Raw genomic sequence first — 12734 nt, 5'->3', positions numbered from 1 at the left:
GATCTCATCCGTGCGAGAACTGCGGTGAATACAGCTTCAAGAAACTGAAAGTGAAAGCCGCCACCGAGAGCAACTACAAAGCGCTCGGCGAGGTGTGGCACGTCACAAAGATCTGCGGAGTGTGCAGCATGCACCACGAGATCGGAATAGACGCCGAGGGCGACATAGTCTACAGCGCCTGACGGCCTATGTCGTTATTCCGCAGTCCGAAGTTTATTCCGCAGTCCGCAGTGTCGTACCGCAGCCCGTAGTGTGGTACCGCAGTCCGCGGTGCTGTCAGATACCCGGCGGCCAGGCTGGCTTCCGCGAATACTTTCCAAAAAGCGCCCGCAGCACCCGGTCGGGATCGGTTGTCCGGACAACAGCGTCGAGCCGGGTCGCCAGCAGCATTGGCCTGCTGAAATCCCGATACCGCTTGTAGCTGTGAAAGAAGCCCAGCGGTCCCTTGCGCATGGTATTGCTGAGGAGGATATCGGGCAGAAGGAACATCGTTGAGGCGTAGAAGAAGTTGAGCGTCCGAAATGCCGGCAGATCTGACTCATCGATGCCTCGCGGCAGCGATCCATGCTTTCCCCACTGCACGTTGATCGCGACCTGACTCCTCAGCCACACAGTGTGCAGAATTGTCCCGTGCCAGTACGTCCACACTTCAGTGGGCACATTGGTCGAGTCATAGCCGACCCACACAATTTCCTGGTCGGTAGGCACGGTCAGCGGTATCCACGACCCATTGATGTCATCCCGCCACAGCAGGTGATAGGCAATTATCCGCTTCTGGGGATGGATAACTGCCACAGACCGGACGAGCGGGAACGTTTCATCACGCTGGAGGTACAACACCGGTGCCAGGCTTCGCGCCAGCACCGCGCCACTATCGGATGCTGACAGGAGCCCGGGCAAACCAGCAGGTCGCAGCGGGATGTTGGCCCTTGGCCCGCACCCCGATAGAACAGTCAGAAGAAGTCCAATCCAGGCTGCAAGCCGGGTTGATTCGATCTTCCCCTGAGTTGGTTCAGCGACACAAAAACTGTTCACCCGGAGCCTCTGATAGTGGCAGAGAAGCTCAGGTCATCGGAGTGCCGATGCGTAAGCCGCGTCCAAATACGTACAATCCCGCGCAAGTCCTTCATCTGGTCAGCAGAGACCGGTCCGGAACGCCGCTCAGCTGTCCCTCGTGTTCCGGAACCATCGAGCGCGATCCGGGACAACATCCGCCAAGGCCGATGACCCACGTGACGCTCCGGTGCAGTAATTGTGGACGCACCGCCCGCTACGTTGCCGGCGCTGCCTGACCCAACTCCAGCCCGTAAGCTGAATTTCTTAAACAATTGCACAGAATTTGCCGCGCTGATACGATAGTCAGCCGAGAGCGCGTTCAAGCGCTTTCGAGGGCACCGGAGGAAGCGGATTGCGGCCTCGGGGCCCGCCGCTCTCCTCAGCATTGTCGGAGAGCACGTACAGTTAGCTCTCCCATCAGGGAAAGGGATCGGTCATGGCACGCATCACGGGAACGGTGAAGTGGTTCAACGACGCGAAGGGATTCGGGTTCATCTCGCGAGAAGGAGGGCCTGACGTGTTCGTACACTTCAGCGCAATATCAGGCAGTGGTTTCAAGTCTCTCGCCGAGGGCGATCGCGTTGAGTTCGAGGTCGTTCAAGGTCAGAAAGGTCCGCAGGCAGCCGACGTGACAAAGGTCGCGTAGCGCATGATCCGCTCCGCTCTAAGGCCCCGGCAAACGCCGGGGCTTTTTGTTGAACGGATTCGATGGATCCGTTGTCACAAAAATGATCTTCCACAGCGGCATTCGATTTGCTTTCTCTCACAGCGTCCAAAGAAACTTTTTCGAGGGGCGCGCATGGCCGCAATCTGGAAGGGATCAGTCGCATTTGGCCTCGTGAACATCCCGGTCGAGCTGCGCACCTCCGTCCGAGCCGATCACATCAGCTTTCGGATGCTTCACAAGGACGACCTCTCGACTCGCTCAGCCGCAAGACGACCACCCGAAAGCCTCGCTCGGCCGCGCTCACGGGACTGACCCGGAGCTTACAGGAAATTGAGGATGGCCCCGGGAGTGGTACGGTTGAGGTCGAGGGGCAGAGCCTGGCTGTTACCAACCTGAAGAAAGTCTTCTTCCCCAAAAGGAAGCTGACAAAGGGTGACCTGATGCGCTATTACGCGACGGTCGCCCCGCTCGTGCTGCCCGTAATGAAAGACCGGCCGCTCGTGCTCAAGCGGTTTCCGAACGGCGTCGACGGACAGGCTTTCTTCCAGCAGAATGCCGGAGAGACCCCTGAAGGCGTCCGGGTCGAGACCATCGAGACTCAGGGTGGATCCACCAATCTCCGGATCGTTGGCGGCGACCTGTACACGCTCCTCTATACCGTGCAGCTCGGTGCCGTCTCGGTCGACCCGTGGCATTCACGTCTCCAGCCGCTCGACTTCGCGGATTACGCAATCATCGATCTCGATCCGGGACCGCGGGCAACCTTCAGCCGGGTTATCCAGGTCGCCCGCTGGGTGAAGGAGGCGCTCGACAAGCTTGGTCTTCACGCGGCCCTGAAGACTTCCGGATCATCGGGGCTTCATGTTTATCTACCTCTGCCTCCCAAAACTCCGAATGAGGCGGCGACCCTTGTCGCGCAAATAATTGCCACCAGAGTTGCCGAGGCGTATTCGAAGGTTGCAACCATCGAACGCTCGGTTAAGGCGAGAGGAGCGACGACTGTTTACGTCGACTATCTCCAGAACATCATCGGCAAGACTGTAGCAGGTGCCTATTCGGCGCGCGCAAACCCCGACGCTATGGTTTCGACGCCGCTCGCGTGGGACGAGCTGACGGATGATCTGGACCCGCGGGACTTTACGATCGAGACAGCGCCGGCGCGCTTCGCCGAAGTCGGAGACGTCTGGGCTGCGGCGATGAAAAAGCCCAACTCCCTCAAGGCGTTGAGCTAGCGGCTGCCCACCTTTCGGAGCGGAAGCTCGATCTGGCCTGTGTCAGCGGCTGGCGGAGACGTTTTCTCGGGTTCGGTAGACGTCGAGTCGCTGTTCTCGTCCACCATGTGCGTCAGCTTGTAATAGAGGTGAAGGGCGTTCACCGGGGCCATGAAACTGCGGCGGCCCGCACGCGAGATAGCCACTGCTTCTTCGCGTACGCGCCGAGGGAGGTCCTGCGCCATGGGGTGTGCAAGTAGGCGTCGGATCTCTTCGGTATTTCGCGCTAATAGTGCAGCACAGAGGCTGTCCAGATACGCGAGCATCGATAGGCCCCGGGAAAAGCTACCTAACCCTTAGGTACACATTGCAACTAATACACTCAAAAGGCAATAGCTTCCAGTCTTTCCATTGCATGGCTCATCCTTTTTCTAGGAGGTGAGCAGGTCCAATCTTATACCCCGCTGAGTGGGTCGTCGTTTCCTCGGAGCATAACGGAAAAGCTGTGCCGGACGGCCGCGCCCTTCGGTCCGCCACTCATCCGTAGGCTCAACCAGCCAGGCAGCCTGAAGCGCCCTGCGAAAACTGGCCTTGTGCAAACGTTTGCCCAGAAGCAGCTCGTACATGTGCTGCAGCTCGCCCAGCGTAAAGGTCGCCGGGAGAAGTCTGAATGCGACCGGGGAGTGATCCATTCGAAGTCGGATGGTGGCAGCAGCCGAGTCGAGCATTTCGCGATGCCTGGGGGCGAGCGTGGGGAGCTCGCCAATCGGGAACCATGCGTAGGCGCCTCCAACGGGCGGCGGGGTTCCGGCTGGCACCAGACCCGCAAAAGCAACTGAAATTTCAGTTTCGGACGGGTGCCGCTTCTCGTCTCCGAAGGCGCAGACCTGCTCCAGCCAGCTCGGCGTTACGCCCAGCGCATTTGCGGCGATCCTTCCGGCGGCGTCCTCGAGCGTGCCGTCCGAGGTGGGCATCTCCCACGGAAGCGACCACTTCTCCTTTTCTTCGGGCGTTCGCCACAAGAGGACCGCGAGCTGATCCTTCAGCGCGGTAAAGAGAACGAGATCGATTGTGTAGGAGGACTTCCTGCCGCGACGCTCGGGCATGGTACCCAGAATTAGTCACTAAATAGGACTAATGTCAAGGGGCGAAGCGATTATTATCTAGTTGACAATAATAAAGGGTCGCTGAGCAGCGCTATATACGGCCGCATGAGCGGAGCGTCAACAGAATACTATTGATTATCTCGACGCCGCGGCACGCTGGATTCCGGCGCCGCGCGGAATAGTCCGCAACCCTCCGGGAAGCGGAATCGAGATCGGCAGCTTTCCCGTTATTGGCGCTAGACCGAGAAGTGCGCGTGCCGCCGCAGTTTGCGAGCCCGGGAAGCCGCCCCACGCAACGACATACGTCGGAGCAACAGGAATCTGCTGAAGCAGATACGGGTTTCCGAAAGAAACGACGATCAGCTTTCGCCGGCCTTTTGCAAGTCGCTCTACGAAGTTTGTGAAAGTTTGTGGCGCGGCTGCCGAAACAGCATCCCAGACCTGTCCGACGTATGAGCTGACGATCACTACATCCGCGGAGTCGGCGGCCCGTTCAACTCGTGCATAATCGGCAGTCACGTTCTCGGCTGTCAGAAACTCCGTGCGCAGTCCCGTGAAGCGGGCTCGCAGCTCGGCGTTGAAGGCTACGCCAGCCGACAAATCCGCCCTTCTGCCCACCGTTACCGAGAGAACGCGAGTCGTTGGAGGCAGGCTGAGAGGAACAAGCCCGACCGAATCCTTGACGAGGGTTATCGATTTTTCCGCTATGCGGTTGGCCATGTTCACATGCACACTGTCGCCAACGACGAATCTCAGCGCGTTCAGATCCACCAGCTTCGCCCGGTGAAGGCCCAGGCCGGCCTTCGCCATCAGGATTCGCCGGACCGACTGGTCGAGCCGCGCCTCGGTATACCGCCCTTCTGTCACTCCTGCCACAACCGCGTCGATCGTCTGCGAAATGTTGAGTGGCTGTATCAGGACGTCGCACCCGGCCTCGATCGCTCGCTTTACAGCGTCCACGGCACCGTACTTGTCGAGCACCCCTCGCATGTCCATCGCATCTGAAATGATGATCCCCTGAAACTGCAGCTCGTTCCGCAGCAGACCGGTTAGAACCTTCGCCGACAGTGTGCCCGGAACTCCACTCGAATCGAGAGCCGGCATTGCGCCATGGAACGTCATTATGGCGCCTACGCCGATCTGGACGGCAGCCTTAAATGGTATCAACTCGACACTATCAAGCCTACTTCGACTCACCGTTACGACAGGGAGGGCGAGGTGCGAGTTCACTTCCGTATCGCCGTGACCGGGGAAATGCTTTGCGGTTGCTATCATCCCGTTGGCCTGAAGGCCACGGATGAAGGCAGCCCCGAGCCTGGCCACCGTTTGTGGATCCTCACCGTAGGAGCGGGTGTTGATGACCGGATTGGCGGGATTGTTGTTGACGTCCAGTACCGGGGCGTAAGCGATGTGGATTCCGAGCGCCCGGCCTTCACGCGCGGTCAGCTTCCCTTCCTCGAACGCCAGGACCGTATCGCCCGTCGCCCCAATCGCCATCTCCGGCGGAGCGACCACCGCGCCGCCAAGGTCGATCGCGTTCGGGATGAAGTACCCGCCCCGGGCACGAAAGCCCGCCCCAGCCTCCAGGTCCGCGCCAAAAAGGAGAGGAATTCGGCTCATGGCCTGAAGGGCGTTGAGCTTGGCTGCTACCTCGGTGGGTGACCCGACCGAAATTGTGAAGCCCCCAACCTTTTCGCCGGTCACATACGTCGTGAGACGCTGCCACTGTGGCGAATTGCCGGAAGTGTAATCGCCATACACGCTGGGCCAGACGATCTGCGCGGCCTTTTCCCGGAGCGTGAGGGTCCTCAGGACAGAATCCGCCCATGCGGCCGCCTCGGCTGCAGAGACGGGTGTCACACTGAGTGCCGCAGGCGGCGCAGCTGGAGCACCCCGTCCGGCCGGACCGCCAGGGCCGCCAGCTGTTGCGGGCGCACAGCCCGAGGCCAGTACGGCAGCCAGCGCTAAGGCGCTACGGCTCGACATGCTTCAGTGGGAGATCGTTCCCTGTTTGCTCGTGTCGATGTCGGCGTTCTCGCCGGTCTTGAAGAGAAACGCCGACATGTTGCGTGTCAGAAACGTGCGGGCCTGCGGATCCATCACGTCGAGCCCGTAATGATTGATCAGCATCGTCTGCTGTTTACCCCAGTCTGCCCAGCACTGCCGGCAGATCTCGGCCACAATCCGGGCGCCGATAGCGCCCGGAAAGGGGGCCTTTTCGAATCCTTCGCGCGCATGCCCGCACCGCGCGCAGGTAACGGTCGGCACGAAAAGTTATGAGCCGGCGTACTCGATCTTCGCCAGACCGAAGAACGAGAGCAGCCGCAGGTACACCCACCCGATGTCCAGCTCGTACCACTTTGCCTTGAACTTTGCCGAATGTGGATCGTGGTGGTGGTTGTTGTGAAGCTCTTCGCCGCCAAGCCAGATCGCGATAGGCGAGATGTTGCGGCTTGCGTCCTTGACGTTGAAGTTCCGATAGCCAACGGCGTGACCAACGCCGTTGATGATGCCGGCTGCCCAGAACGGGATCCATATCATCTGAATCCCCCACACGAGTGGGCCCACGAAGAAGCCGAAGAGATAGACGTCCGCAAGCAGCATGACGACAATCCCAACCCAGTTGAGCCGCGACAGGATATATCGCTCCAGCCAGTCGTTTGGCGTTCCCTTCCCATACTTCTCGAGAACCCCCGGCTGGCGTACTGCCTTTCTATAGTAGAAGGCGCCCTTGAGGACGACGTTGCGCAGTCCCTCCATCAACGGGCTGTGCGGATCGCCATCCCGGTCGGCAAATGCGTGGTGCTTGCGATGACAGGCGACCCATTCCTTCGTGACGATCGCCGTCGACAGCCAGAGCCACAGGCGCATTGGAAGAGCGGCGAGATAATGCAGCTTGACGCTTCTGTGTGTTTGCGAGCGGTGCAGGAAGATCGTGACGCAAACGTTCGTGATGTGTCCCGCGATGACAATGAACAGAATCGGCTTCCACCAATCTGCTGCCCAGCTTCCAAAATCCGGCATTCTATCCACGCTCCGATGTGTGTTCGACAGCTTGTTCGAATCGCAATCTACCGGATCGCTCAGAGGGCTGCCAACCAAACCATGCCGCAGAATGCTGGTACAGTTTGATTTGAGACCCGCTGATACGCGCCGCTAAGGTCGCGTAACCGCGCGCTGCGGCTCGTTCGGCGGCGCATCTCCCCAAGCGTCGTTGTCAGGGTTCCAGTCCGGCACCGATCGATCCGGCTAAAGCCTCGCACCTACCACTCTGGCCGGCGCCGTGAGAGTCGCGTCAAAACGATCGCCGTTCGCCCAGATGTTGACCGGAAGAATGAAGTCACCGGTGCTGCCACTCGCGTATTTCAGCCGAATGCGAACTGGCAACAGCACCGCGGTCGTTCGGCGCAGTGCGACGGTTACGACATGCTCCCTTCCTGCGGTCGCTGAGTCACGCTGTCGATGGCGACGTCGAGCAACTCAGTAGTGTACCAGAACTGGCGCCAGTACCACGACAGGTCACCACCGGCAGCGTTTTCGATGGTCCTGAAGAAATCACCAGGCGTTGGATGTTTGAAAGCCCAGCTGCGGATGTACTCGCGGAAGGCGAAGTCGAAAAGCGCCGGTCGCGCCCTGGCTTCGGCCTGTGGAGTTATTGCGACTACTTCCTGCGTGCTCGCTGCTCTGGCGAGTCGCTCACGCTGGAGAGCAATCAGAACTTCTCGCGGATTCTGCAGGGTTCCACTTGCTGCAACGGTGTAGCCCGCGGGCACGGTAATCGCGAAATCGATGTCACCGTACTCCAGATAGAACTCTCCCTGACCGAGGTACGGGTCGGTGTTCCAGCCTGTCACGTCATCGTAAACCGCCATCCTCGGATACCATTGGGCTATCTCGTAAAGTGCACCGTCACGACCCAGTCTGTCCGAGCCATGCTCGGGCACTCGGAAGCTGAAGTCCATCGTGATCGTCGTCGTGCCGCCTTTCGGCCTGAGCGGCGCGGGCAGCGAGAGCTGCATCATCGTGTCGTTTGGTCCGGGGACTTCACGGCCCGACAGCGGATGGAACGGATTTGTCGCCTGGCTCCGCGTTTCTCTCGGGAACGTCATTACTACAGTCGGGAGAGTATCCATGCGGACCGCGGTGGCGACCGCTACCGGATCAGTGTTCGATGTCCCGCCGGACGCGCACGCCGAGAGACCGATCAGAAGAAGTGCTGCTCTTGCGGTCATCAGCCTTTGCCGGTAGCGTGTCGGTCACATGCCGAACTCCCAGGCTGAAACGCGATCGAAGCACCAAAGAGCTCGCGGGAGTGCAATTGCCGGACACGCCACCGCCGCTGGAACGAAGCGATTCGTCCAGCGGTTTTCTGCCGATTATTCCCCCGAGTTCTACCGTGGATTGAGCAGCAACGTGTCGGTTTCATCGATTGGCATGGGTACATATCTCGGCGACTGTGACGATGTCGAGGATGCAAGATACGTGACCGTCCTGGCAGCCGGTCTGGAGCACGGTCTCAATCTCCTGGACACCGCCATCAACTATCGCTGCCAGCGATCCGAGCGTGCTGTCGGCGAAGCGATTCGAAAAGCTGTAGACGTTGGTCTCGCGCAGCGTGATGAGATCGTCGTCGCAACAAAAGGTGGATACATCCCGCTGGAGGGGTCACCGCCTGAATCGCGCCACCTGTACGACGTTTATCTCGCGAGCGAATACTTCGACAAGGGGATCATGACCGCGGAGGATGTCGTCAGCGGTGGCCATTCGCTCAACCCCGCATTCCTCGCGAACCAGATCCAGCGCAGTCTCATGAATCTCGGCCTCGCTACCATTGACATCTATTATCTCCACAACCCCGAGCAGCAACGCGTGGCTCTCGATCGCCCGCGCTTCCGAAGTGTCATCACGAGCGCATTCGCCGAGCTCGAATCCCAGGTGCGCCGAGGGACGATTCAGTGTTACGGGTGCGCGACGTGGCACGGCTTTCGTCTAGACCCCGCCTCACCCGGGCACCTGAATCTCGAGGAGCTCGTCGAAGTAGCGCGCGAGACAGGCGGCGACGATCACCATTTTCGCGTCGTCCAGCTGCCGCTCAATCTCGCGATGACGGAAGCGGTTCGACTCCCGACTCAAACCGTCGACGGACAGCGTGTGTCATTGCTCGAGGCTGCGGCTGCTCTCGGCGTATCCGTGGTGGCCAGCGCGTCCCTCATGCAATCACAGCTGACACGCGGATTGCCGTCCGAGCTCGCTGTGGCTTTTCCCTCCCTGACAACGGACGCCCAGCGTGCGCTGGCCTTCGTCAGAACGATGCCGTTGCCGCTCTGCGCGGCTCTTGTTGGTATGCGGAGGCTCGATCATTTGTCGGAGAATCTGGGAGCGGCGAAAGAAGTCATCGTATCCTGAGCTCGTGCAATTCTCCGCTGCTGTTTCTGTGTTGGGGTTGAATCATGAATTGGGATCAACTACCTGGCGTTTCACTACCATCGCATCACCACGCGGAAGGTAGCTTTCGCAATCCATGGCCCGAGTCGCAGCCGCAGGGCGCACGAGGCCTCCTGAAATGGATGGTCTCTCGTCGGCGCCAGTCCGCTTCGGATGACATCCCTTCATCGGTACCCGCCGCAACGACACCCGGCGCAACGACACCCGCCGAAGACGCCAGGCTCTCCATTACCTGGATAGGTCATAGCACCTTCCTCATTCAATCGGCCGGATTGAGCGTCCTTACAGATCCAATCTGGAGTGACCGGGCATCTCCGGTCCAGTTTGCGGGACCGCGCCGACATTCGGCACCGGGGCTGCGCTTCGATGCGTTGCCCGCAATCGACGCTGTGTTTCTGTCACATGACCACTACGATCACCTCGATAGCGCGACCGTACGACGCCTTACCGCGCGTTATCCGGGCGCGCAGTGGATTGCGCCTATTGGGGTCGGTGCTTTTCTCCGCAAGCGTGGCGCGGCCAATGTCGCTGAGATGGACTGGTGGCACAGCAGGACACTTGGCCGCATCTCAGTCGATTGTACTCCTGCCCAGCATTTTTCAGGACGCTACCCCTGGAACCGCAATTCCACGCTCTGGGCAGGATGGGTCATCGGCCTGGCCGGCAAACAGGTGCTCTTTGCCGGGGATACGGGTTTGCATCCGGAATTCGGCAATATTGCGCGTCGTTTCGGTCCTCTTCACGTGGCGATCCTGCCTATTGGCGCCTACGAGCCGCGCTGGTTTATGCGGCCTGTGCACATGAATCCCGAGGACGCAACCGAGGCTTATGTTCGGATTTCGGAAACGGACGGCTCCGCCGAATGCGTCTTCGTGCCTTCACACTGGGGCACGTTTCGCCTTACGGATGAGCCCCTCGACGAGCCGCCCCGACATCTGCTCCATGCATGGACGGCGGCCAGATTACCCACCTCCCGGCTTCGGCAGCTGAGTCCTGGAGAGACTCTAGCGCTCTCATAGCGCCAAGGAGTCGTCAATTCCAGCGGTCTCAGGCGGTGTTTCCGCCAACACCAAAGTTTTGTGCGCGGAAGTTGCTATAGCCTTTGACGTTTGGGAGATGGAAACATTTCTAACTCGGAGCTCGGATCATGGCTGCAGCCAAGAAATCATCGCGCGGTGGTTCAAAAGGTGGCAGGAAGCGTAAGACTTCCGCCCGAAAGACAAGCGGTCGCAAGAGTGCCAGCAAGAAGTCGTCGGCAGGACGGGGCGGCGCTCGAAAACGGTCAGCCACGCGGCGTAAGAGCTCGAGTGCAAAGGGATCGACTCGCTCACGCACACGTACTACCGCACGCAAAGCAGGTTCGTCGCGCAAGAGTTCTCGGTCATCACGGAAGAGCGCTGGAGCAGCACGTAAGGCGACTGCGCGGAAAACCACGCGCCGGCGACGCGCGACGCGTAAAAAGAGCGTAGCGAAACGCGTAACGACTCAGGCGAAATCGATCGCCGAGCGTGTGCAGCGCGTTGCAACCGGCGTTGTGGAGCAGGCCCGCGAGGGCGTTACATCTGCTGTCGACGCAACCAAGGAGTTCGTCCAGGAACACACCTGAGACCGGGGCTGGCGACCGCGCGGAGTTACGCGGTCGCCCGCTCGTTTCACATGTGAACGCGCAGCCACGCGCGCACTTCTTCGAAAACGCGGTCACGACCATAATCGACTGTGATTATGTGGCCCGCCCCTTCGGTCCACACGAGTCGCTTGTCATTTGCTGCCAGAGAGACAAGAGTGCGCTCTGCTATCGACGGCGCGACCCGAGGATCCTCCCGGGACTGAATCAGGAGAGTGGGTACCTGAATCTTCGGCAGCGACAGACGCGCCAGCCGGGCAAGCCGCCACAGCTCATACAATAGCCGCCCGGTATACACACCATATCCGAGGTTCTTTTCACGCTCCACCGGATCCCTGATGGAGCCCGGGCTCTTCGACTTGACGGTCCCGGCGATTGGCCCCCAGATCCAGTGTGATACCGAAGCAGCTCGGTAGTTCAGTCTCATGCCGAAGTACGGGGCAATCAACACGAGAGCGCGTAGATCAGGATTTTCAGCCGCCAGCACAGCGGCGAGCGCAGCTCCCATGGACAGACCAACGACACTTACAACCGCGTATCGCTTACGGAAAGCCGCGAGCTCTGCCCGCGCGAACTCGAGCCACTGGCTGCGGCGCGATACGACAAACGCCTCGATCGAGCGTCCGTGACCCGGCAGGAGCGGAGCGCGAACCCCGAAGCCCGCGGCGTGAAGGTCTTTCGCGATGAGTCCGAACGTTTGGGGTGTATCGCCAAAGCCGTGCAGGAGAAGCACTCCGCGCGATCCTGACCCCGGAAGGTCTATCGCGTCGGCACCAGGGATGATCTTGTAGGCGGAATCTCCGCTTTCAGACATTCCCTATGGTGATGGCCTCCAACGCTCATCCGCAACGGGGATCGCGCCGTCTCTTATGGCACTGTCGGAAAGATGACCGCCCAGCGCCGACAAAGGTACGAGAAAAGCCGCACCGTTCCGGGTGGCCGTACCAGAGCCGACGAGTCGGCCGAGAGCGAGCGCGATAGACTCACGCGTTGCACCAACCATCTCGCAAAGCAGACGATGATGTCGAACCTCGAGCTTCAGGCTGCCGTCGCGCGCAAGGAACGAATCATCCCGTGACAGTCGATTCAACGCGGCAAGGAGACGTTGCTCCACATTTTGCGATGCCATCTCGTGCAGCCGCTCGAGAAACTGGGCACGCTCGGCAAGCAGCTGGGCGACGAGGGTCAGCGCCTCGCTCGGGTTCTCGCGGACGAACTCGCGAAATTTCTCCGTCGAGAGGAACAGTGTCTCGGTATCCTCTGCGGCGAGCGCATCCGTGACATATGTCATCTTTGGCGTCAAACCTTCGATGCCGAATGTCTCTCCCGCAGTGACGACTGCCGGAACGAATCCACGGCCGGAGCGCATTCTGTTGCGCAGAATGACGTGCCCGCGCAAAACCACCGAGAAGCCCTCGGCCTTCGCGTTGCATTGATAGATCTGAAAATTCGCGGGCCAGGAGGTTTTCGCCCCGTATGCCCCGAGGGCCGCCAGGTCAGCGGCCGTCAGGCTTGACCCGTTCTGCAATCTCTTGCGACCTTGCGCTCTCATTGAAATCGACATGAGCAGAGCGGTAGTCTCGCAATGTCCGGGCCGCCGTGACCGCCGGAATTTATTGGAGCCC

Annotated in this window: 16 protein-coding genes; 6 read left to right on the top strand and 10 right to left on the bottom strand. The window is 60.1% G+C overall.

What is annotated here, in order from left to right; genetic code table 11:
* Nucleotides 1-50 precede the first annotated feature (50 nt).
* Entirely contained in the window at nt 51-182 is a 132-nt protein-coding gene (locus VES88_17000) for a hypothetical protein (protein HYN83180.1), read from the top strand.
* Nucleotides 183-276: 94 nt separating this feature from the next.
* On the opposite strand, the gene VES88_16995 is transcribed toward VES88_17000, so the two are convergent.
* Nucleotides 277-1035 carry a hypothetical protein gene (locus VES88_16995; protein HYN83179.1) on the bottom strand — a complete coding sequence of 253 codons (759 nt, stop codon included), beginning with the start codon at nt 1033-1035 and terminating at the stop codon, nt 277-279.
* Nucleotides 1036-1492: 457 nt separating this feature from the next.
* Between VES88_16995 and VES88_16990 the strand changes: the two genes are divergently transcribed.
* The 3 genes from VES88_16990 (at nt 1493) to VES88_16980 (ending at nt 2955) form a co-directional block, all read left to right on the top strand.
* On the top strand, nt 1493-1702 hold the full coding sequence (locus tag VES88_16990; GenBank protein ID HYN83178.1) for a cold-shock protein: 210 nt from the start codon (nt 1493-1495) through the stop codon (nt 1700-1702).
* Nucleotides 1703-1855: 153 nt separating this feature from the next.
* Entirely contained in the window at nt 1856-2035 is a 180-nt protein-coding gene (locus VES88_16985) for a hypothetical protein (protein HYN83177.1), read from the top strand.
* Nucleotides 2032-2955 (top strand): hypothetical protein, encoded by a 924-nt coding sequence (locus VES88_16980; protein HYN83176.1) that lies wholly within the window; start codon nt 2032-2034, stop codon nt 2953-2955. Before VES88_16985 ends, VES88_16980 begins: the two co-directional genes overlap by 4 nt.
* On the opposite strand, the gene VES88_16975 is transcribed toward VES88_16980, so the two are convergent.
* The 7 genes from VES88_16975 to VES88_16945 all read right to left on the bottom strand — a co-directional run bounded on the left by VES88_16975 (nt 2952) and on the right by VES88_16945 (nt 8272).
* The gene (locus tag VES88_16975) at nt 2952-3179 is read right to left on the bottom strand and encodes a hypothetical protein (GenBank protein HYN83175.1); all 228 of its coding nucleotides are present in this window, start codon (nt 3177-3179) and stop codon (nt 2952-2954) included. The two genes, VES88_16980 and VES88_16975, sit on opposite strands and share 4 nt — an antisense overlap.
* 186 nt (nt 3180-3365) lie before the next feature.
* Nucleotides 3366-4040 (bottom strand): NUDIX domain-containing protein, encoded by a 675-nt coding sequence (locus tag VES88_16970; GenBank protein ID HYN83174.1) that lies wholly within the window; start codon nt 4038-4040, stop codon nt 3366-3368.
* A 135-nt stretch (nt 4041-4175) separates the two neighbouring features.
* Complete coding sequence (locus VES88_16965; GenBank protein ID HYN83173.1) at nt 4176-5900, bottom strand: glycoside hydrolase family 3 protein; 1725 nt, start codon at nt 5898-5900, stop codon at nt 4176-4178.
* Nucleotides 5901-6029: 129 nt separating this feature from the next.
* On the bottom strand, nt 6030-6308 hold the full coding sequence (locus VES88_16960) for an oxidative damage protection protein (protein HYN83172.1): 279 nt from the start codon (nt 6306-6308) through the stop codon (nt 6030-6032).
* 6 nt (nt 6309-6314) lie between these two features.
* Nucleotides 6315-7064: a fatty acid desaturase gene (locus VES88_16955; GenBank protein ID HYN83171.1), complete on the bottom strand. Its 750-nt coding sequence runs from the start codon at nt 7062-7064 to the stop codon at nt 6315-6317.
* 225 nt (nt 7065-7289) lie between these two features.
* A complete protein-coding gene (locus tag VES88_16950; protein HYN83170.1) occupies nt 7290-7427 on the bottom strand; it encodes a hypothetical protein in 138 nt (45 codons plus the stop codon).
* Between the two features lie 32 nt (nt 7428-7459).
* Nucleotides 7460-8272, bottom strand: a complete 813-nt coding sequence (locus VES88_16945) for a hypothetical protein (protein HYN83169.1) — start codon at nt 8270-8272, stop codon at nt 7460-7462.
* Between the two features lie 28 nt (nt 8273-8300).
* Here VES88_16945 and VES88_16940 point away from each other — a divergent pair, with 28 nt between their 5' ends.
* A complete protein-coding gene (locus tag VES88_16940; GenBank protein HYN83168.1) occupies nt 8301-9446 on the top strand; it encodes an aldo/keto reductase in 1146 nt (381 codons plus the stop codon).
* Nucleotides 9447-9607: 161 nt separating this feature from the next.
* Nucleotides 9608-10504 carry an MBL fold metallo-hydrolase gene (locus tag VES88_16935; protein HYN83167.1) on the top strand — a complete coding sequence of 299 codons (897 nt, stop codon included), beginning with the start codon at nt 9608-9610 and terminating at the stop codon, nt 10502-10504.
* A gap of 633 nt (nt 10505-11137) precedes the next feature.
* On the opposite strand, the gene VES88_16930 is transcribed toward VES88_16935, so the two are convergent.
* Together VES88_16930 and VES88_16925 are read right to left on the bottom strand one after the other, a co-directional pair.
* Nucleotides 11138-11923: an alpha/beta fold hydrolase gene (locus VES88_16930; protein HYN83166.1), complete on the bottom strand. Its 786-nt coding sequence runs from the start codon at nt 11921-11923 to the stop codon at nt 11138-11140.
* A 3-nt stretch (nt 11924-11926) separates the two neighbouring features.
* Nucleotides 11927-12637, bottom strand: coding sequence for a Crp/Fnr family transcriptional regulator (locus tag VES88_16925; protein ID HYN83165.1), 711 nt, complete (start codon nt 12635-12637; stop codon nt 11927-11929).
* Nucleotides 12638-12734: the final 97 nt, after the last annotated feature.

The sequence above is a fragment of the Gemmatimonadaceae bacterium genome (genome assembly GCA_035633115.1).
Classification (GTDB): Bacteria; Gemmatimonadota; Gemmatimonadetes; order Gemmatimonadales; family Gemmatimonadaceae; genus UBA4720.
Note: the sequence above shows the minus strand (reverse complement) of the source record. Positions and strands in the feature narration are given on the sequence as shown.